We start from the raw sequence: 19,400 nt of genomic DNA on the forward strand, positions 1-19,400 counted from the left end.
CGCGAGAGCAGGGGCCCTTCACGTTCAGCCGAGTGCGCCCAGCTGCCGCAGCAGGCGCAGGGCATCGAAGTGCCACCAGCCTTCGGCGATCATTCCGTCGTGGAAGTGGAAGATCGTGGTGCCGGTCATCGTGCACTTCTTGCCCGTCGGGGGGATGCCCATGAAGTCGCCCTTGTGGGTGCCCGTCCAGGTCCACAACGTCACCACGTCGTCACCCTCCGACACCTGCCGGTCGAGTTCGAACGTGGAGTCGAAGGCCTTGCGCCACCCCGCGACATCGTTGCGAATGACATCGGACCCGAGCGTGGTCTCCTCTTCCTTCATGATGTCGTGGTCCCGGTAGTCGGCGGCGAACAGCTCGTCGATGGCGTCGAGGTTTCCGCCGACCGCGACCTCGTGGAAGAAGCGGCGTGCTGCCGCGGAGTTCAGCTGCTCCTCGCGGACGACGTCCAGGTCGGTGAACGAGGGCATACCGTCGCAGAGCGCCACCATCTCCTGGAAGATCCGGTCCGTCTCCGGCAGGTGGGAGTTCTTCATCGCCTCTTCGTACGACGGGAATTCGACGATCTCGACGAAGTGGGATGCGTCGGAGCGGTCCTTCCCGGTGACGCTGTGGGTGGCGGTCCGCTTGCCCTTGGTCTGTTCGACCCACTGGTCCATGAGCTGGTTCATGTTGTCGAACCGCTCGGTCTTGTACTCGATCAGCTGTACGAATTTCATGGCGTCTCCCGCGATGGATGGGATGCGTCCATTTTAGTGAGATATGACCCTTGCTGCCGGATCAGGCGGACTGACCCAGAGCGGTCGGGTGGACCGGGTCGGCGAACGGCCGGCCCGCCGCGAACCGCTCCACCTCGTCCAGCGCCCGGTCGGCCATCCGGTGCAGTTCGCCGCCCAGCGACCCTGCGACGTGCGGGGTGAGCAGGACGTTCGGCAGGTCGTACAAAGGCGAGTCGACGGGCGGGAGTTCGGGATCCGTCACGTCCAGTACGGCGTCCAGCCGGCCGGAGACGAGCTCGGGGAGGAGGGCGCCCTCGTCCACCAGGGAACCGCGGGCGGTGTTGATCAAGGTCGAGCCGTCCGGCATCAGGGCCAGCTGCCGGGCTCCGATCATGTGGCGGGTGGCCGGGACCTCCGGAGCGTGCACCGTGACGATGTCGCTGCGCGCGCACAGCACGTCCAGCGGGACGGTCCGCACGCCCAGGCGGGCTGCGTCCGCCTCCTCGACGTACGGGTCGTACAGCAGGACCCGCAGGTCGAACGGGCGCAGCAGCTCGATCACCCGGCGGCCGATCCGGGACGCGCCGACGACCCCGACCGTGCGGCCGTAGTTGCCCGCGCGGTCGAGCTCCCGGAGACAGTCGCCGTGGGCGCGCAGCTCGCGGTAGCGGCGGTGGGCGTGCAGGACGCGCTTGTTCGCGAACAGGATGGCGGCGAGCGTGTACTCCGCGACGGGCAGGGCGTTGGCGGCGGCGGTGGACGCGACGGCGAGGCCGCGTTCCCAGCAGGCGTCCGTGATGTGGTGCTTGACGGAGCCGGCGGCGTGCACGACGGCGCGGAGCTTCGGGGCCGCGTCCAGCACCCCGGCGCTGAGCGGGGGTGCTCCCCAGCAGGTGAGCAGCAGTTCTGCCTCGGCGAGCGCTGCCGAGACCTCCGGGGCGGGCGTGGCGAGTTCGTGGGCGACGAGCCGGGAGTCGGTGCGGGCGAGGGCCTCCAGGCGGGTGCGATGGCGGTCGGAGAGAAGCCGCTCGGCCACGCCCGGGCCCATGGCGAGGAGCACGCGGGGCCTGTTGTCGGTGGTGGGGTGCATGGTGGAACCAATACCCCTTCTGCGTTTGCTCCTTCGGCGCTCGTGCGGCGAGCGGGGACCGGGTGACCCAGTCGGTGTCACGGGCCGCCGGGTGGACGTCACATGACAGGACGGCACCACGGCGGCCCCTGGCCCTCACCGAGACCTGACCCGATCCGCTACTGGGGCCCGTACTTGCGGCCCGTACGTGAACTGACGCCGCCCAGCAGCCCGCGCGGCGCCACCTTCACCACGCCCATCAGCGCCTTGTACCGCGGGTCCGGGATCGACACCGTCTTCCCGCGTGCCAGATCGGCGAGCGCCGACGCCACGAGCTTGTCGGCGTCGAGCCACATCCAGTTCGGGATGTTGTCCGTCCCCATCCCCGCCCGCTGGTGGAACTCGGTGCGGACGAAGCCCGGACACAGGGCCATCAGCCGGACCCCCGACCCGGCCAGGTCCTTCGCCGCGCCCTGGGTGAACTGCACGACCCAGGACTTCGACGCGCCGTACGTGCCGCGCGGCACGAACGCGGCCACCGAGGCCACGTTCACCACTCCGCCGCGCCCGCGTTCGCGCATGCCCTCCGCCGCCGCCGAGGTCAGCCGCAGCACCGCCTCGCAGTGGACCTTCAGCATCGTCAGTTCGTCGGCCATGGAGACTTCGAGGAAGCGGCCCTTGTTGCCGAACCCGGCATTGTTGATCAGGAGGTCCACGGGGCTCTTGCGGTCGGACAGCCGGGTCTCGACCGCCTCGATCCCGCTGTCCGCGGAGAGGTCGGCGGTCAGCACCTCGGCCTCGATGCCGTGCAGGTCGTGCAGTTCGGTCGCCTGCTCCCGCAACCGCTTGGTGTCACGGGCCACCAGCACCAGGTTGTGCCCCTCGGAGGCCAGGCGCCGCGCGAAGGCGGCCCCGATGCCTGCCGTCGATCCCGTAATCAGTGCAGTCGTCATGGCTGAACGTTAGGGGATGCCCGGGCGGCGGTCCGTGCCCGCGCCCCCTGCCGGCACCCCGACCGTGCCTAAGGCACGTACTTGGCGGTGTACTCCTCGGCCACTGCCCGCAGTCCGGACTCCATCCACTGCGCGGCGACCAACGTGCTCGGCAGCAGTTCACGCTCGATGGTCACGGCCCGGAAGAGCAGGGAGACGGTGATGTCGTGCTCCGGCCGGTGAACGACCTCGACGGGGTCGCCCGCGCGGACGTCGCCGGGCACGATGACGCGCAACAGCGCACCGGGCGCCCCGTCCCGGGTGAAGCGCCGGACCCAGCCCTGTTCACCGAGCGAGCCGGCGAACGTGCGGCAGGGGATACGGCCACCGGTCACCTCGAGTACGACCTCGGGGCCGACGCGCCAGCGCTCACCTATGAGCGCTCCGTTCACATCGAGACCGGTCGTGGTGAGGTTCTCGCCGAACGAGCCGTGGGCGAGCGGCCGCTCCAGCTCGCGTTCCCACCGGTCCAGGTCCTCGCGCGCGAAGGCGTACACGGCACGGTCGTCGCCGCCGTGGAACCGCAGGTCGCACACGGCGTCACCGGCGACGCCGCTCGCCCCCGCACCCTTGGGGCCGGGGGCGGCCACCCGTACGGCTCCCTCGGCCGGCAGCTTGTCGATGCCGGTGCGGCCGGAGGGCGCGTCGGTGTACTCGACGGCCTTGGCGCGGCCCACGTTCACGGAGAGAACACTTCGGGGGTACGGGGGTCGCTCCCCGGACGATGACAGCATGCGTGCCACGCTAAGCGATGGCCCGCCAAAGGGGCGACGCGATTTCCGCCGTTGCCTCCAAGTGTCCCTTATACTCGAGGCATGATCGAGGCCCGTCATCTCCGAGTCTTGCGTGCCGTGGCAGCCACCGGCTCCTTCTCCGCCGCCGCGCGCGAGCTGGGCTGCACGCAGCCCGCCGTGAGTCAGCAGATGAAAGCCCTGGAGCACTCCGCGGGCACCCCGTTGCTGATCCGCACCGGCCGCGAGATGCGCCTGACCCAGGCCGGCGAGGCGCTGGTGCGCCACGCGGCGGGCATCCTGGCCGGGCTGACGGCCGCGGAGGAGGAGGTCGCCGCGATCGCGGGCCTGCGGGCCGGCCGGGTGCGGCTGGTCTCGTTCCCGAGCGGCAGTTCCACGCTTGTGCCGACCGCACTCGCCGCGATGCGGGAGGATCACCCCGGCACCCGGGTCTCACTGGTCGAGGCCGAACCCCCGCGCTCGGTCGAGATGTTGCGCGAGGGAGACTGCGATGTGGCGCTGGCCTTCCGGTACGGCGCAACCGTCGCGGAGAGCGACGCGTGGGACGACCTCGTGGTGCGCCCGCTGCTCACCGACCGCCTGGTCGGGCTGGTCCCGGAGGGGCACCGGCTGGCGGAGGCGGACCGGCTGGGTATGGCGGAACTGGCCGAGGAGTCGTGGATCGCGGGCTGCCCCCGTTGCCGCCGCCACTTGGTCGAGGTGTGCGAGAGCGCGGGCTTCACGCCGCGGATCGACTTCGCGACCGACGACTACCCGGCGGTGGTGGGGCTGGTCGGTGCCGGCCTCGGGGTGGCTGTGCTGCCCGAACTGGCGGTGGAATCGGTGCGCCCAAGAGGGGCGAGGACCGTGGCGCTGGAGCCGGCGGTCCGGCGCGAAGTGGTGGCACTGACGCTTCCCGACCTGGCGCGGGTCCCCGCGGTCTCGGCGATGCTGGACCGGCTGGAGCGCGCGGCCGCTCGCTGACGAGCGCACGCGAAAATCGGGACCCGTGCGGTCCCCGGGGGTACGGCTCAATCTGAAGAAACGTTCCTTCAGTGGGTGGTCGACGTCGTGCCCCCCGAACTCGACGCCGAGATCAGCCGGTTGCGGGCGCGGCCCATCAACTCCTCGCGCTCGTCCTCGGTCAGGCCGCCCCACACTCCGTACGGCTCGCGTACGGCCAGGGCGTGGGCGGCGCACTCCGCGCGCACGGGGCACCGCATGCAGACCTCCTTGGCGGAGGTCTCACGCGCACTCCGGGCCGCGCCCCGCTCACCCTCAGGGTGGAAGAAGAGCGAGCTGTCGACTCCGCGGCAGGCGGCGAGCAGCTGCCAGTCCCAGAGGTCGGCGTTGGGTCCGGGAAGGCGGGAGAAATCTGCCATTGCTTGTCCCCTTGAAGCCGTTGCTGAGGCGGATAAGGTGCCCACGACGGTACATCCACGGTGTGAGTAGATGTAAATATGACTCATGGCGAATCTAGTCACAGACACCAGTGAAATGGAAGAAATGCAGCCAAATAGGGCATAGCTCCAGATGAAGGACAGATGGCTCGTGGCGCCCGCTGTGTGTCCGCTTCCTCACGTAGAGTGCTGAAGGTGTTCGTCCGACCCGTAACTCTTTCGAGTGACCGTCGTTGAGAGTGCGGAGGCGGTTGAAAGAACAAGCGCTCGGGCAGATGTCCGAGGGTGTCAACCGCACAGGTGACGATACGTACCCAGCCTGGAGGCTCAAGGTGACGCGCATCAGCTGCGGAGGGCGGCCATGACATCCGTCCTCGTCTGCGACGACTCCCCGCTTGCCCGAGAAGCACTCCGCCGTGCGGTCGCGACCGTGCCCGGCGTAGAGCGTGTGACGACGGCTGCCAACGGCGAGGAAGTCCTCCGCCGCTGGGGTGCCGACCGCTCGGACCTGATTCTGATGGACGTACGGATGCCCGGGCTCGGCGGTGTCGAGACCGTGCGCCGACTGCTCTCGGCCGACCCCGGCGCCCGCATCATCATGCTCACCGTCGCAGAGGACCTGGACGGTGTCGCGCTGGCGGTCGCCGCGGGCGCCCGCGGCTATCTGCACAAGGACGCCTCGCGCGCCGAACTGAGGGCGACCGTGACGCAGGCCCTCGCCGACCCGACCTGGCGGCTCGCGCCACGCCGGCTGCGCTCGGCCGAGATGGGCGCGGCACCCACTCTCACCGCGCGTGAGATCCAGGTCCTGGAAGGCATGAGTCACGGCCGGTCGAACGCCGAGATCGGGCGCGAGCTGTTCCTCTCCGAGGACACCGTCAAGACGCACGCGCGGCGGCTCTTCAAGAAGCTGGGCGCGTCGGACCGTGCCCACGCCGTGGCGCTCGGGTTCCGCTGGGGCCTGGTCCGCTAGGGCAGTGTGTCGTCTCGGGGGTACGTCGATCCCCGTCCGCCACCCGGCGGGCGGGCGTCGGTGCGCCCAGCCGCGGAGCCGTATGTGTTGCTTCCGGCTCGATGCCGCATCCTTGAGTTGTGGAGTTCCTCGGGGACGATTCGGCCGAGCGGAAGGGGAGGGCGCACGAGATGACGTCTGGCGCGCCTGCTCATAACGCTTCGGTGCACAACTCAGGACGCGGTGCCACGGAACAGTCGGCGCCAAGGCACCATGGACCGATGCGCGAAGACGAGGCAGCGACTGCCCATGGGGTCATCGGAACCCTCGTCCACCGTGCGGTCGAGGGCGACGAACAGGCCACGCACGACCTGCTGGCCCGTGTGCACCCACTCGCCCTGCGGTACTGCCGCACCCGTCTCTCCCGGCTGCCGGGCGACGCCCGGCATTTTGTGGAGGACCTGGCGCAGGAGGTGTGCGTCGCGGTTCTGATGGCGCTGCCGCGCTACCGGGACACCGGCCGGCCCTTCGAGGCGTTCGTCTTCGCCATCGCCGCCCACAAGGTCGCCGACCTCCAGCGGGCCGCGATGCGGCATCCGGGCAGTACGGCCGTACCGTCCGACGAGATGCCGGAGCGGCCGGACGACTCGCTCGGCCCCGAGGAGCGGGCCCTGCTGAGCAGTGACGCGGAATGGGCCAAGAAGCTCCTCGCCAACCTCCCGGAGAACCAGCGCGAACTGCTGGTACTCCGGGTCGCCGTGGGGCTGACGGCCGAGGAGACCGGGCAGATGCTGGGGATGTCGCCGGGTGCGGTGCGCGTCGCTCAGCACCGTGCCCTGAGCCGGCTGCGGGCGCTTGCCGAGCAGTAGTCCGGCGGGCGTGCGAGGCGGTAGGAACGTACGAAAATTGCTGCTGATCTTGTTCGTGGAATGAGACACGACGGGTTCCCGTTAGCATGGACATCCGCGCCGAGCAAGACCATTTGGGAAGGTGTCATGACTGACAACGTCGACGGAGTACCCGGGAAATTCGCGACACTCGGGCTGACCTACGACGACGTGCTGCTGCTGCCAGGCGCGTCCGACATGGCCCCGGACCAGATCGACACCTCCTCGTACATCTCCAGGAACGTCCGGGTGAACGTCCCGCTGCTCTCCGCGGCGATGGACAAGGTCACCGAGGCGCGGATGGCGATCGCGATGGCCCGGCAGGGCGGTGTCGGTGTGCTGCACCGCAACCTCTCCATCGCCGACCAGGCCAACCAGGTCGACCTGGTCAAGCGCTCCGAGTCCGGCATGGTCACCGACCCGATCACCGTGCATCCCGACGCCACGCTGCGCGAGGCCGACGAGCTGTGCGCCAAGTTCCGTATCAGCGGCGTGCCGGTCACCGATCAGGCGGGCAAGCTGCTCGGCATCGTCACCAACCGCGACATGGCCTTCGAGTCGGACCGCAGCCGCCAGGTGCGTGAGGTCATGACCCCTATGCCGCTGGTCACCGGCAAGGTCGGCATCTCCGGCGTGGACGCCATGGAGCTGCTGCGCCGTCACAAGATCGAGAAGCTTCCGCTGGTCGACGACGCAGGCATCCTCAAAGGCCTCATCACGGTCAAGGACTTCGTCAAGGCCGAGAAGTACCCGCATGCCGCCAAGGACAAGGGCGGCCGGCTGCTCGTCGGTGCCGCCGTCGGTGTCGCCGGCGACGCGTACGAGCGGGCACAGGCGCTGATCGAAGCGGGTGTCGACTTCATCGTCGTCGACACCGCGCACGGCCACTCCCGGCTGGTCGGCGACATGGTCGCCAAGATCAAGTCGAACTCGGCGGTGGACGTCATCGGCGGCAACATCGCCACGCGTGACGGTGCCCAGGCGCTGATCGACGCCGGTGTGGACGGCATTAAGGTCGGCGTCGGCCCCGGCTCCATCTGCACCACCCGCGTGGTCGCCGGAATCGGCGTCCCGCAGGTCACCGCGATCTACGAAGCCGCGCTCGCCGCGAAGGCGGCCGGAGTCCCGGTCATCGGTGACGGCGGCCTCCAGTACAGCGGTGACATCGCCAAGGCCCTGGTGGCCGGCGCCGACACGGTGATGCTGGGCTCGCTGCTCGCCGGCTGCGAGGAGTCGCCGGGCGAGCTGCTCTTCATCAACGGCAAGCAGTTCAAGTCGTACCGCGGCATGGGCTCGCTGGGCGCCATGCAGTCGCGCGGCCAGGCCAAGTCGTACTCGAAGGACCGGTACTTCCAGGAGGGCGTCGGCACCGACGACAAGCTGGTCCCCGAGGGCATCGAGGGCCAGGTGCCCTACCGCGGTCCGGTCTCCGCGGTCGTCCACCAGCTGGTCGGCGGTCTGCGCCAGTCGATGTTCTACGTCGGCGGCCGGACGGTGCCCGAGCTGCAGGACCGCGGCCGGTTCGTACGGATCACGTCGGCCGGGCTCAAGGAGAGCCACCCGCACGACATCCAGATGACGGTCGAGGCGCCGAACTACTCCAGGCGGTAATGCCGCCGTGGCGCACGCAGCGAGGGGGCGGCCGGGGAATCTCCGGGCCGCCCCCTCGCTGCGTGCGCGGCGCGTCCGCCCACCGGTCGCCGAGACGCTTCGCGCTGCCCGTCGGGGATACTGGACACGCAGACCAAGAGGGAAAGGCCACACACGTGACTGAGATCGAGATCGGGCGCGGCAAGCGCGGCCGCAGGGCGTACGCGTTCGACGACATCGCCATCGTCCCGAGCCGGCGCACCCGGGACCCGAAAGAGGTCTCGATCGCCTGGCAGATCGATGCCTACCGTTTTGAGCTTCCGTTCCTGGCTGCTCCGATGGACTCGGTCGTCTCGCCGCAGACCGCGATCCGCATCGGTGAGCTCGGCGGTCTGGGTGTGCTGAACCTCGAAGGCCTGTGGACGCGGTACGAGGACCCGGAGCCGCTGCTCCAGGAAATCGCCGAGCTGGACGAGGGCGGGGCCACCCGCCGTCTCCAGGAGATCTACGCCGCTCCCATCAAGGCGGACCTCATCGGGCAGCGCATCAAGGAGGTGCGCGACTCGGGCGTCGTCACCGCCGCGGCGCTTTCGCCGCAGCGCACGGTCGAGTTCTCCAAGGCTGTCGTCGATGCCGGCGTCGACATCTTCGTGATCCGGGGCACGACGGTCTCCGCCGAGCACGTCTCAAGTGCCGCCGAGCCGCTCAACCTCAAGCAGTTCATCTACGAGCTCGATGTGCCGGTCATCGTCGGCGGCTGCGCCACGTACACCGCCGCCCTGCACCTGATGCGCACCGGCGCGGCGGGTGTCCTGGTCGGCTTCGGCGGCGGGGCGGCGCACACCACCCGCAACGTGCTGGGCATCCGGGTGCCGATGGCGACCGCGGTCGCCGACGTCGCGGCGGCCCGCCGGGACTACATGGACGAGTCCGGCGGCCGGTACGTCCACGTCATCGCCGACGGCGCAGTGGGCTGGTCGGGTGATCTTCCCAAGGCCATTTCCTGCGGCGCCGACGCGGTGATGATCGGCTCGCCGCTGGCGCGCGCGACGGACGCGCCGGGCCGTGGGTTCCACTGGGGCATGGAGGCCGTCCACGAGGACGTGCCGCGCGGCAAGCGGATGGACCTGGGCGCGGTCGGGACGACGGAGGAGATCCTGCTCGGTCCCTCCCACATCCCGGACGGGTCGATGAACTTCTTCGGTGCGCTGCGCCGGTCGATGGCCACGACGGGCTACAGCGACCTCAAGGAGTTCCAGCGGGTCGAGGTCACGGTGGCGCCGTCGCAGCACGACGGCCCGCGCTGACAGCCCCTACGTACGCCGGAAGGGCCCGTACCGCGCGATGCGGTACGGGCCCTTCCGGATAGCTGCGTCCGGCGTCAGCCGCCGAGCTTCTTGGTGATGGCGAAGCCCTCGTATCCGGCGATGGCGAAGAAGAGAATGCTCATGAAGTCGGCTTCTTCCTTCCATGCCTTGAAGAGGTTGCCGAGCTCCGAGGTGAACAGCTCGGTGAGGGTGAGCGGCGTACCGGCGAGCTCCGACCACCAGCTGATCATGAGGGCGTAGCCGAACATCTGGCCGAGGAACACGCCGAGCAGGGCGAGCGGCACACCCGCGATCGGGAGGATCGGGTTGCGGCCGCCGAGCTTGCCGAGCGCGACACCCACGAGAGCGCCGACGCCGAGGGCGAGGAAGCCGATCTCGCTGTAGCTGCCGTCCTCGTCGGCCAGGGCGCGCATGATCCCGCCGTAGGCGAGGGCGCCGACGATGGCGGCGACGAGGCCGGCCACCAGGCCGAGCGCGACGTTGTTGCGTACGGGCGCCGGCGCCGGGGCGGGCGGGACGGCGCCGTCGGCGAACGGATTACCGGTCGGCGGAACGGACTGGCTCATGCTGGGAATCCCCCCTGGGACGGATGCGCACGGTTGTACGGGTTACTGCTGTGCGCGAAGTGACGCCGCAGGCTAGCAGGCCTGTCGGACAGTACAACTACGGATTTCCACGTCACAGTTCAGCCACGGCGCCTGACCAGCCACGTCCGGACGGCAGGCACCACACCGCACGCGGTCAGGAACCAGCTGGGGGTCAGCCCGTACAGGGTCGGCTCGACGGAGAGCGTGAACCCGTCATGGCCGGTGAGGCGCCTGCCGCCGTCGGGAAAGGCAGATCGAGTAGTGCCGCACAGACCCCGTTGATGTACTCGACGACGTCTTCGGGGGAACCATGTACGTCGAAGTGCGTGTACGCGGCGGCGGTCGACCGTTGAAGTGGAGGTCGCCGATGCCGTGGTGGTGCAGGCAGATGTTCCACCAGATGGGTGATGCCGCTGGTGGCGAGTGTTTCGTCGGCGCGGCCGACGCGGAAGAACAGGCCGGCGCTCAGCGTAGTCCCTTTCCGCAGGTGAGCCGGGGGTGCGCGCGGCTGGGTGCCGCGGCTCAGAGCCGGTGGGCGGCGCCGGCCGGGCTCGCTCCTCTCGTATCCAGCAGCAACTGGGCCTTCACCGCGAGGCCTTGGAGGTCGTATGTGCGGTGGTGCTGGAGCAGGATCGTCAGGTCGGCATTGGCCGCGGCTTCGTAGAGCGAGTCCGCGCGCGGGACGGGCTGGTCGCGCACGCGCCAGCCGGCGACGTACGGATCGTGGTAGCTGAGCTGTGCGCCCAGGTCCATCAGCCGGGTGGCGATCTCCTGGGCGGGGGAGCCCTCCAGGTCGGCGAGGTCCGGCTTGTAGGTGACGCCGAGGAGCAGGACGCGGGCGCCGCGGGCGGACTTGCCGTGCTCGTTGAGGAGGGTGGCGCAGCGCTGGATGACGTACTGCGGCATGCGGTTGTTGATTTCCTGGGCGAGCCCGACCATGCGCAGCGGATGGCCCGGCGTGCGGCTCGCGTGCGGGAGGTAGTTGGGGTCGACGGGGACGCCGTGGCCGCCGACGCCGGGGCCGGGGCGGAACGCGTGGAAGCCGTACGGCTTGGTCTCGGCGCAGCGGATGACGTCCCACAGGTCCACGCCGAGGTCGTGGCAGAGCACCGCCATTTCGTTGACCAGGGCGATGTTGACGTGCCGGTAGTTGGTCTCCAGGAGCTGGACAGTCTCCGCCTCGCGCGGGCCGCGGGCGCGTACCACCTTGTCGGTGAGGCGGGAGTAGAAGGCCGCGGCCGACTCGGTGCAGGCGGGCGTGAGGCCGCCGATGACCTTCGGGGTGTTGTTGTAGCCGTGGGTGCGGTTGCCGGGGTCGAGGCGGCTGGGGGAGTAGGCGAGATGAAAGTCGCGCCCCGCGCGGAGGCCGGAGCCCTGTTCGAGGACCGGCCGGAGGAATTCCTCGGTGGCGCCGGGGTAGGCGGCCGATTCCAGGATCACGGTGGTGTGCGGGCGCAGCCGCGCGGCGAGTGCTCGGGCGGCATCGCCGACGGCGGACATGTCGGGCGCCCGGTCCGGGCCGAGCGGGGTGGGGGCACAGATGACGGCGGTACGGACCCTTCCCAGTTCGACCGGGTTGGTGGTGGCCCGGAAGCCGGCCGCCGACATCCGGCGGATGTCAGCGGCAGACAGCGCACCACCCGAGGGGGAGGGGCCGGTGTCGTATCCGATGGTCTCGATGCCGGCGGCGACGGCGGCCCGGGCGAGAGGCAGTCCGAGGTGGCCGAGTCCGATGACGGCGAGATCTGCGGGCATGGCGGTGGCCGTCCTTCCCTTAACCGGAGGGGACAGAGTGCGCAAGTCCTGTGGACAGAACGAGCGAGCGCAATGTCAGACTAGGCGTAAATATGACCGATATGCCGTATTGCGCGGCGGTGGTCACGGGAGTGTTGTCCACAGGCGGTGGCCGACTCGGACGAGCGCGGACAGAATCGGGGGGTGGGGATGTGAGCAGGACCGGCCCGATCAACGGGAGGCAGCAGTGAGGACAGCGACACTGGGACCTGAGCAGCGGGCCGAAGCGCTCGCCGCGATGGCCGAGCGGGAACTGGACGTGCTGGTCGTGGGCGCGGGAGTGGTCGGAGCCGGAACCGCGCTCGACGCGGCGACCCGCGGGCTCGCCACCGGGCTCGTGGAGGCTCGAGACTGGGCTTCGGGAACGTCGAGCCGGTCGAGCAAACTGATCCACGGCGGCCTGCGCTATCTGGAAATGCTGGACTTCGCGCTCGTACGGGAGGCGCTGAAGGAGCGCGGGCTGCTGCTGGAGCGGCTGGCGCCGCACCTGGTGAAGCCTGTGCCGTTTCTTTATCCGCTGCAGCACAATGGCTGGGAGCGGCTCTATGCCGGGTCGGGAGTGGCGCTGTACGACGCCATGTCCGTTTCCTCGGGCCACGGGCGCGGACTGCCGGTGCACCGGCATCTGACGCGGAAGCGCGCGCTGCGGGTGGCCCCCTGCCTTAAGAAGGACGCCCTGGTGGGGGCGTTGCAGTACTACGACGCCCAGATGGACGACGCGCGCTATGTGGCGACGCTGGTGCGTACGGCGGCGGCGTACGGCGCGCAGGTGGCCAACCGGGCGCGGGTCGTCGGCTTCCTGAGGGAGGGCGAGCGGGTCGTCGGCGCGCGCGTACAGGACGTGGAGGGCGGCGGGGAGTACGAGATCCGGGCCAAGCAGATCGTCAACGCCACGGGGGTGTGGACGGATGACACCCAGGCGCTGATCGGGGAGCGCGGGCAGTTCCATGTACGGGCGTCCAAGGGCATCCACCTGGTGGTGCCGAAGGACCGGATCCACTCCACGACCGGGCTGATCCTGCGGACCGAAAAGTCCGTGCTGTTCGTGATCCCGTGGGGCCGGCACTGGATCGTCGGGACGACGGACACGGACTGGGACCTCGACAAGGCGCATCCGGCGGCTTCGAGCGCCGACATCGACTACCTGCTGGAGCACGTCAATTCGGTACTCGCGGTGCCGCTGACCCGGGACGACGTCGAGGGGGTGTACGCGGGTCTGCGGCCGCTGCTGGCCGGGGAGTCGGACGCGACGAGCAAGTTGTCGCGCGAGCACACGGTGGCGCACCCCGTGCCCGGGATGGTGGTCGTGGCGGGTGGCAAGTACACGACGTACCGGGTGATGGCCAAGGACGCGGTGGACGAGGCGGTGCACGGGCTGGACCAGAGGGTCGCCGAGTGTGTCACGGAGGATGTGCCGCTCGTCGGGGCGGAGGGGTACAGGGCCCTGTGGAACGCGCGGGCGCGGATCGCGGCCCGTGCGGGGCTCCATGTGGCGCGGGTGGAGCACCTTTTGAACCGGTACGGCTCACTGGCGGAGGAACTGCTCGCACTGATTGCCGCCGACCCGTCGCTGGGGGAGCCGCTCGGCACGGCGGACGACTATCTGCGGGCGGAGGTGGTCTACGCGGCCTCCCACGAGGGCGCGCGGCACCTGGACGACGTACTGACGCGCCGGACGCGGATCTCGATCGAGACATTCGACCGGGGGACGCGCAGTGCGCGGGAGTGTGCCGAGTTGATGGCGCCGGTGCTGGGCTGGGACAAGGAGCAGATCGAGAAGGAGGTCGAGCACTACGACAAGCGCGTACAGGCGGAGCGGGAGTCGCAGAGGCAGCCGGACGACCTGACGGCGGACGCGGCGCGGCTCGGTGCGCCGGACATCGTGCCTCTGTAAGGGTCTTGTGCCACCGGCGGACCCCGCATATTCACCCGTCCCGGGGTGGGGGACAATGAAGTTTCTGCCAGGGCGGGTTACTGCCACTCCCGGGCTCGCAGAGCCGAAGGAGTACCGCGGCGAGGCACAGGATCGCAGAGGGGACGCATGTCGGAGGCGGAGCAGGCGCGGGGGCCCCAGCGGGACGAGGACCGGCCCGAGGCCGAGGTCGGTGACGAGTCCGCGGACGCGGTCGACGCGGCGCGTTCGGCCGGTGGCCGGGCCGAAGCCGAGCGCCCGGCCGACGAGGGGCCGGAGGCCGGCGCTGCGGGCGGGACCGGGGCTGGCGCCGCGGACGGTTCGGAGGCCCAGGCCGGCCCCGAGGATGGGGCCGAAGCCGAGGCGGGGACCGAGACCGGGGTCAAGGCCGCCGCCCCCGGAGGCTCCTCGACCGCGGACCGGGATGCCGCCGGTGGGGACCGTCCCTCGGATCGTGTCGAGGACCGTGCCCGGGAGAAGGGCCGTCCCGAGGGCGAGGACGTGAATCCGGGCGGGAGTTCGGCCGAAGGACGCGCCGGGGACCGTCCCGGCGATCGGGACGCGAAGGGTCCAGCCGCCGCGGACCGGCACGTCGACGCGCCGGGTAACGGGCGGTCCGTCAGTCCGGGCAAGAACCGCGATGCCGTCGTGGCCGGGCGCGCCGAGAAGGGCGGCCGGCTCCTGGCAGGCCGGTACCGGCTCGGGGCCGTGCTGGGCAAGGGCGGTATGGGCACCGTGTGGCGGGCCGTGGACGAGACCCTCGGACGCACCGTCGCCGTCAAGGAGCTGCGGTTCCCGACGAACATCGACGAGGACGAGAAGCGCCGGCTGATCACCCGGACCATGCGTGAGGCCAAGGCGATCGCACGCATCCGCAACAACGGTGCGGTGACCGTCTTCGACGTCGTGGACGAGGACGACCGGCCGTGGATCGTCATGGAGCTCATCGAGGGCGCCTCGCTCGCCGAAGTCATCCGTGAGAAAGGCACTCTGAGCCCTCGTCGGGCCGCGGAGGTCGGGCTCGCCATCCTGGACGTGCTGCGTTCCGCGCACCGCGAGGGCATCCTGCACCGCGATGTGAAGCCCTCCAATGTGCTGATCTCCGAGGACGGCCGGGTCGTGCTCACTGACTTCGGTATCGCGCAGGTCGAGGGCGACCCCTCGGTCACCTCGACCGGCATGCTCGTCGGCGCGCCCTCCTACATCTCGCCCGAGCGCGCCCGCGGTCACAAGCCCGGCCCGCCCGCCGACCTGTGGTCGCTGGGCGGCCTGCTGTACGCCTCGGTGGAGGGCATTCCGCCGTACGACAAGGGCTCCGCGATCGCGACCCTGACCGCCGTGATGACCGAGCCGCTCGACCCGCCCAAGGGTGCGGGCGAGCTGGAGGAGGTCATCTACGGTCTGCTGGCCAAGGATCCCAAGCAGCGGCTCGACGACGCGGGCGCCCGTGCCCTTCTGAACGCCGTCGTGCACGCCCCCGAACCGGTCGCGGAGCCCGAGCCGGAACCGGCCGGCGACGCGACCCGGGTGGTCGCCCTCCCTCCCGTACCGGCGGAGGAGAGGACGACGCAGCCCAAGGCGGCGGCGGCCGCGGAGCGGATGCGCGGGGCGCTGCAGTCCGTACGCAACGCGGCGGCTGCCGCCGAGCCCGGACCCGCGCCCGCCACGCGGGCGACGCTCACGGACGTGGTGCCGAGGCGCACGCTCGCGATCGTGGCCGTCGTGGCGGTGCTCGCCATCCTCGGCACCATCCTCGCCGTCGCGCTCGGCGGTGACAGCGACCAGAACGGCCAGGACAGCAAGTCCAAGGACGACAAGGCCGCGTCGAGCGGAGCCACCGCCGGCGGAGAGGGCTCGGACAAGGGCAAGGAGAAGGACCCCGGCACGGACACGGGCAAGGGGGCCGACAAGGGCTCCGGGGACGCGACCGGAACCGGCAAGGACAAGGGGCAGGGGGCCGGTACGGGAGAGGCGGCCGACAGCGGGAAGACCGGCGGCTCGTCGGGCGACGACGCGCTGCCCGCCGGCTACAAGACGGTCACCGACAGCCGTTTCCACTTCACCATGGCGATGCCCGCCGGCTTCAAGCGCCACCGGATAGCGGGCCAGAACTCCGGCGGCATCTACAGCGCGTCGCCCGGCGGATTCCCGCGCGTCCAGGTCGACTTCAACGACAGTCCCAGCGACGACGCGGCGCTGGCCTGGGCACAGCTCGCGCCTGCCGTGGCCGGCAGCAGCAGCGGCTACAAACTGCTCGGCCTCGGGAAGGTGGAGTACAACGGCTACCCGACCGTGGCGGACTGGCAGTTCGAGCGGAGCCAGGGCGGCGAGCGGGTCCGGATACTGAACCGCGGCTTCAAGGTGGACGCCAAGCACGGGTACTCGATCATGGTGACCTGCAAGCAGAGCGAGTGGGACGGCGCGGAGTGCCGGACGTTGCGGAAGACGGCGTTCGACACGTTCCGGCCGAAGGACTGAGCACGTTCGGGGCCCGGGATGCGTTGACCCGGCCGCGTGGACGGGTGTTGCCACGTATCGTGAGAGGTCGCGGACTTTACGCAGCCGCAATGGGCCGGTAAACGACCGGAATTGGCCCTTTTCTGTGGCTGTCGGACGGACGGGCACCGGGGAACAGCGCGCTCTGGGGAGGCGTCGTGGACGACTATGCGGGACGGGTACTCGCCGACCGCTACCGCCTGCCCCTGCCCCCGTCCGACGAGTACGAGCTTGTGGAGACCCGGGCGTTCGACACGTACAGCGGTCAGGAAGTGCTGGTCCGGCAGGTGATGCTGCCCGAGGTCGTGGACGCGGAGATGCTCGACGGGGACGGGCCGCCGTCGCCGCGGCGTGCCGGTGGCACCACGCGGCGTCCCACCGATCCCGCCGTACGGCGGGCGATCGAAGCGGCCCAGGCCGCCGCGCAGATCCCCGACCACCCCCGGCTCGACCAGGTCTTCGACGTGTTCGCGGAGGGCGGCTCGCTCTGGATAGTGAGCGAGCTGGTGGCAGCGCGGCCGCTCGCGGCGCTGCTCGCGGAGAAACCGCTCAGCCCGTACCGTGCGGCCGAGGTCGCCTCGGACGTACTCACCGCCCTGCGCGTTCTGCACGCTCACGGCTGGACCCACAGGAACATCACCATCCGCACGGTGCTGGTGTGTGACGACGGCCGCGTCGTGCTGACAGGTCTGGCGTCCGGCGCCGCGGAAGAGGCGCTGTGCGGCTATGACCCGGTACCGGCCGCGGAACCGGTTGTCGAGGCCACCTCCGTACTGCCGGCCGCCGGTCCGCCGGACCACACGGGTCCGTACGGCGGCGGTAACGGCGGGGAGTACGGGGGCGACCGCGCCGGTCCCGGCACGGGTGCGGCCGAATCCGCGGAGCTGCCCGGGGCGCGCACCGCGCTGCCTCCGGGGCCCGGAGCGGCGGCGGACGTCCGGGCCGCGCGTGCCGGGGCCATCGCGGCGTACCGCGCCGGAGCCCGGGCCGCCGCCCGGGTCGGCGAGGCGAGGTCGGCGGGCACCGGAAGCCTCCCGGTTCAGCGTCCCGCACCGCCGGAGGGCGAGGGCCGGGCGCCCGGCTCCCACGCGCCCGAGGGGTACGGCTATCCGTACGGCGGTGCCCGGCCCGGCGACAGCCTGCCCAGGACTACGGACGGCCGCCGCACCGGCGAGCACGAGGCGCCCGAACCGCGCAGGGCGGAACTGGCCGGCACCTGGAGCGACGAGGCACGGCACGGGGGCGGTGGCACCTCACCCGCGTCCGCCCGGAGCGGCGGTGACTCCTGGCGCGGAGCCACACCCCGGGGCGGCAGCCCGGGGGAAGGACTGCGGGCCGACCAGCACCGTCAGGCACACGCCGCTCTGGAGGCCGCCCCACCTGAGCGGACCAGCGGTACGGCGAAGCCTTGCGGAGGCTGGGACCAGGTCGTGGCCGGCGCGGGCGCCCCCGCCTACCGCGGGCCCGCGACCCCGCTCGCCGCCGAGCGAGCCCGGCAGACCCGGATCGCCGTCGTCGGCGCGGTCACCGAGCGCTGGGCGCCGGAGCAGGCCGGTCCCGTACACGGGAACTGGCAGCTGGCCGCGCCCGTCGGTCCCTCGACGGACCTGTGGGCGCTCGGCGCACTGCTGTTCCGCTCCGTACAGGGGCACGCCCCCTACCCGGAGGAGAGTGCCGCGGAGCTCGTCCAGATGGTCTGCGCCGAACCGCCCGCGTTCGCGGAGGAGTGCGGCCCCCTGCGTCCCGTGGTCGAATCTCTGCTGCGCCAGGACCCCACCGAGCGCCCCGACTTCGAGGAACTGCGCGGCTGGCTGCGTTCGCTCGTACGGTCCGCCCCGGAGCCGGAGGCGGGCACTCAGGTGGTGCCGGTGCCCTCGCTCGACGGCACCCGGCTCCCGGTCGTACGCCGCCGCGGCGAACTCGTACGAAGGCGTCGCGCGGCTTCGCCCGCCGTTCCGCACGGCCGGCACCGGCAGGGGAAGGCAAGGCCCGCGCGTGAACGACGGCAGCGGGGGCCCAGATCGCTCGGCCGGACTCTGCTGCTGCTGATCCTGCTCGTCCTGGCAGCCGTTGTCGCGTACGCGGTGATGTTCATGCCCGAGGAGGAAGCGGACGACGGGGGCCCGCAGAAGCGGCCCGGTGCGGTCGGCCCCAGCCGATCGGCACCCGTGGAGCAGCAGCCGGAACAACAGCCCGACACGTCCGGCAGGCCGGAGAAACCCACCTCCCAGCAGCCGCAGACGACTGTGCCCGCCGGCAACCTGGCACAGGGATACGTACTGCGCAAAGACCCGGAGGGCTTCCAAGTTGCCGTCGACCGGGACTGGCGTCGGCGACCGCTCAACGACAGCGGCCAGGTCCGGTACACCGGCGGCGAGTACGAGCTCATCGTCGTCCCCGGCCGGGACACCGTGCAGGACAGCGGCACGGATCCGATGGCGTACCAGCGGGAGAGGGAGCGCGAGCTCCAGCCGTTCCGCGACTCCAGCTGGGCCACCTCCACCGGAGTGCGGCAAGTCGTCGTGGGGCAGCGGGTCACGGCGGAGGGGCAGTACACCTGGGCGGACAGCAGCGGCCGTGAGGTCTACGTGCGCAACCTCGCCACGGTCGTCGACGGCCGCTACCACGTCGTCATGGTGATCGGCCCCGAGTCGGGGCGCGACGAGGTGAGCGAGATCTTCGAACAGGCTTCCGCCACCTACCGAGTCACCGGCTGACCCACGAGGAGGCTGCGACCGGCCTCACTGCGACCGGCCTCACCGCGACCGGCCTCACCGCGACCAGAGGTCCGCGACACGATGATTTGCACCCGAGCGGTCCGAACACCTCGGGCTGCGACGGGAGATACGCGCTGAGTCACGTACTGAGTCACAGTGCTGTCTCCGTGAGTGCTCCGCTGTTCCGTGGCCGTATCCCGCTCCGTAACCTGACAACCGAAGGAA

At 70.8% G+C, this 19,400-nt stretch carries 15 protein-coding genes; 8 read left to right on the forward strand and 7 right to left on the reverse strand.

Features of this window, described 5'->3' with window-relative positions:
- Positions 1 to 24: 24 nt before the first annotated feature.
- The 4 genes from AB0M62_RS07510 to AB0M62_RS07525 all read right to left on the reverse strand — a co-directional run bounded on the left by AB0M62_RS07510 (position 25) and on the right by AB0M62_RS07525 (position 3,515).
- Positions 25 to 720, reverse strand: coding sequence for an ester cyclase (locus AB0M62_RS07510; RefSeq protein ID WP_366073156.1), 696 nt, complete (start codon positions 718 to 720; stop codon positions 25 to 27).
- Between the two features lie 61 nt (positions 721 to 781).
- The gene (locus AB0M62_RS07515) at positions 782 to 1,810 is read right to left on the reverse strand and encodes a hydroxyacid dehydrogenase (RefSeq protein ID WP_366073157.1); all 1,029 of its coding nucleotides are present in this window, start codon (positions 1,808 to 1,810) and stop codon (positions 782 to 784) included.
- 158 nt (positions 1,811 to 1,968) lie between these two features.
- Positions 1,969 to 2,742, reverse strand: a complete 774-nt coding sequence (locus AB0M62_RS07520; protein WP_366073158.1) for an SDR family oxidoreductase — start codon at positions 2,740 to 2,742, stop codon at positions 1,969 to 1,971.
- A gap of 68 nt (positions 2,743 to 2,810) precedes the next feature.
- A complete protein-coding gene (locus tag AB0M62_RS07525) occupies positions 2,811 to 3,515 on the reverse strand; it encodes an MOSC domain-containing protein (RefSeq protein WP_366073160.1) in 705 nt (234 codons plus the stop codon).
- A gap of 81 nt (positions 3,516 to 3,596) precedes the next feature.
- Between AB0M62_RS07525 and AB0M62_RS07530 the strand changes: the two genes are divergently transcribed.
- On the forward strand, positions 3,597 to 4,496 hold the full coding sequence (locus AB0M62_RS07530) for a LysR family transcriptional regulator (RefSeq protein ID WP_366073161.1): 900 nt from the start codon (positions 3,597 to 3,599) through the stop codon (positions 4,494 to 4,496).
- A 68-nt stretch (positions 4,497 to 4,564) separates the two neighbouring features.
- Here the strand turns inward: AB0M62_RS07530 and AB0M62_RS07535 are convergent, their stop codons facing one another.
- On the reverse strand, positions 4,565 to 4,894 hold the full coding sequence (locus tag AB0M62_RS07535) for a WhiB family transcriptional regulator (RefSeq protein ID WP_366073162.1): 330 nt from the start codon (positions 4,892 to 4,894) through the stop codon (positions 4,565 to 4,567).
- Positions 4,895 to 5,273: 379 nt separating this feature from the next.
- Here AB0M62_RS07535 and AB0M62_RS07540 point away from each other — a divergent pair, with 379 nt between their 5' ends.
- The 4 genes from AB0M62_RS07540 to AB0M62_RS07555 all read left to right on the forward strand — a co-directional run bounded on the left by AB0M62_RS07540 (position 5,274) and on the right by AB0M62_RS07555 (position 9,648).
- On the forward strand, positions 5,274 to 5,885 hold the full coding sequence (locus tag AB0M62_RS07540; protein ID WP_003948568.1) for a response regulator transcription factor: 612 nt from the start codon (positions 5,274 to 5,276) through the stop codon (positions 5,883 to 5,885).
- Positions 5,886 to 6,145: 260 nt separating this feature from the next.
- Positions 6,146 to 6,733 carry a sigma-70 family RNA polymerase sigma factor gene (locus AB0M62_RS07545; protein ID WP_366073163.1) on the forward strand — a complete coding sequence of 196 codons (588 nt, stop codon included), beginning with the start codon at positions 6,146 to 6,148 and terminating at the stop codon, positions 6,731 to 6,733.
- A 126-nt stretch (positions 6,734 to 6,859) separates the two neighbouring features.
- Complete coding sequence (gene guaB, locus AB0M62_RS07550) at positions 6,860 to 8,362, forward strand: IMP dehydrogenase (RefSeq protein WP_366073164.1); 1,503 nt, start codon at positions 6,860 to 6,862, stop codon at positions 8,360 to 8,362.
- Positions 8,363 to 8,517: 155 nt separating this feature from the next.
- Positions 8,518 to 9,648, forward strand: a complete 1,131-nt coding sequence (locus tag AB0M62_RS07555; RefSeq protein WP_366073165.1) for a GuaB3 family IMP dehydrogenase-related protein — start codon at positions 8,518 to 8,520, stop codon at positions 9,646 to 9,648.
- Positions 9,649 to 9,722: 74 nt separating this feature from the next.
- Here the strand turns inward: AB0M62_RS07555 and AB0M62_RS07560 are convergent, their stop codons facing one another.
- Positions 9,723 to 10,235, reverse strand: coding sequence for a hypothetical protein (locus AB0M62_RS07560; protein ID WP_366073166.1), 513 nt, complete (start codon positions 10,233 to 10,235; stop codon positions 9,723 to 9,725).
- 543 nt (positions 10,236 to 10,778) lie between these two features.
- The gene (locus tag AB0M62_RS07565; RefSeq protein ID WP_366073167.1) at positions 10,779 to 12,011 is read right to left on the reverse strand and encodes a nucleotide sugar dehydrogenase; all 1,233 of its coding nucleotides are present in this window, start codon (positions 12,009 to 12,011) and stop codon (positions 10,779 to 10,781) included.
- A 226-nt stretch (positions 12,012 to 12,237) separates the two neighbouring features.
- On the opposite strand from AB0M62_RS07565, the gene AB0M62_RS07570 reads away from it, so the two are divergent.
- From AB0M62_RS07570 to AB0M62_RS07580, 3 genes are all read left to right on the forward strand, one after another.
- Positions 12,238 to 13,944: a glycerol-3-phosphate dehydrogenase/oxidase gene (locus AB0M62_RS07570; protein ID WP_366073168.1), complete on the forward strand. Its 1,707-nt coding sequence runs from the start codon at positions 12,238 to 12,240 to the stop codon at positions 13,942 to 13,944.
- 147 nt (positions 13,945 to 14,091) lie between these two features.
- Entirely contained in the window at positions 14,092 to 16,440 is a 2,349-nt protein-coding gene (locus AB0M62_RS07575; RefSeq protein WP_366073169.1) for a protein kinase, read from the forward strand.
- A 176-nt stretch (positions 16,441 to 16,616) separates the two neighbouring features.
- Positions 16,617 to 19,175 carry a protein kinase gene (locus tag AB0M62_RS07580; protein ID WP_366073170.1) on the forward strand — a complete coding sequence of 853 codons (2,559 nt, stop codon included), beginning with the start codon at positions 16,617 to 16,619 and terminating at the stop codon, positions 19,173 to 19,175.
- The last annotated feature ends 225 nt before the right edge of the window (positions 19,176 to 19,400 follow it).

Origin of the sequence: Streptomyces sp. NPDC051219 (assembly GCF_040682335.1) — a bacterium.
In the GTDB taxonomy this organism is placed as follows: domain Bacteria; phylum Actinomycetota; class Actinomycetes; order Streptomycetales; family Streptomycetaceae; genus Streptomyces.

What these genes read in the sequence shown, in the direction of transcription:
- AB0M62_RS07540 (WP_003948568.1), top strand. Translation starts at nt 5,274, where the DNA reads ATGACATCCGTCCTCGTCTGCGACGACTCCCCGCTTGCCCGAGAAGCA.
- AB0M62_RS07545 (WP_366073163.1), top strand. Translation starts at nt 6,146, where the DNA reads ATGCGCGAAGACGAGGCAGCGACTGCCCATGGGGTCATCGGAACCCTC.
- AB0M62_RS07560 (WP_366073166.1), bottom strand. Translation starts at nt 10,235, where the DNA reads ATGAGCCAGTCCGTTCCGCCGACCGGTAATCCGTTCGCCGACGGCGCC.
- AB0M62_RS07530 (WP_366073161.1), top strand. Translation starts at nt 3,597, where the DNA reads ATGATCGAGGCCCGTCATCTCCGAGTCTTGCGTGCCGTGGCAGCCACC.
- AB0M62_RS07510 (WP_366073156.1), bottom strand. Translation starts at nt 720, where the DNA reads ATGAAATTCGTACAGCTGATCGAGTACAAGACCGAGCGGTTCGACAAC.
- AB0M62_RS07520 (WP_366073158.1), bottom strand. Translation starts at nt 2,742, where the DNA reads ATGACGACTGCACTGATTACGGGATCGACGGCAGGCATCGGGGCCGCC.
- AB0M62_RS07515 (WP_366073157.1), bottom strand. Translation starts at nt 1,810, where the DNA reads ATGCACCCCACCACCGACAACAGGCCCCGCGTGCTCCTCGCCATGGGC.
- guaB (WP_366073164.1), top strand. Translation starts at nt 6,860, where the DNA reads ATGACTGACAACGTCGACGGAGTACCCGGGAAATTCGCGACACTCGGG.
- AB0M62_RS07535 (WP_366073162.1), bottom strand. Translation starts at nt 4,894, where the DNA reads ATGGCAGATTTCTCCCGCCTTCCCGGACCCAACGCCGACCTCTGGGAC.
- AB0M62_RS07575 (WP_366073169.1), top strand. Translation starts at nt 14,092, where the DNA reads ATGTCGGAGGCGGAGCAGGCGCGGGGGCCCCAGCGGGACGAGGACCGG.
- AB0M62_RS07565 (WP_366073167.1), bottom strand. Translation starts at nt 12,011, where the DNA reads ATGCCCGCAGATCTCGCCGTCATCGGACTCGGCCACCTCGGACTGCCT.
- AB0M62_RS07525 (WP_366073160.1), bottom strand. Translation starts at nt 3,515, where the DNA reads ATGCTGTCATCGTCCGGGGAGCGACCCCCGTACCCCCGAAGTGTTCTC.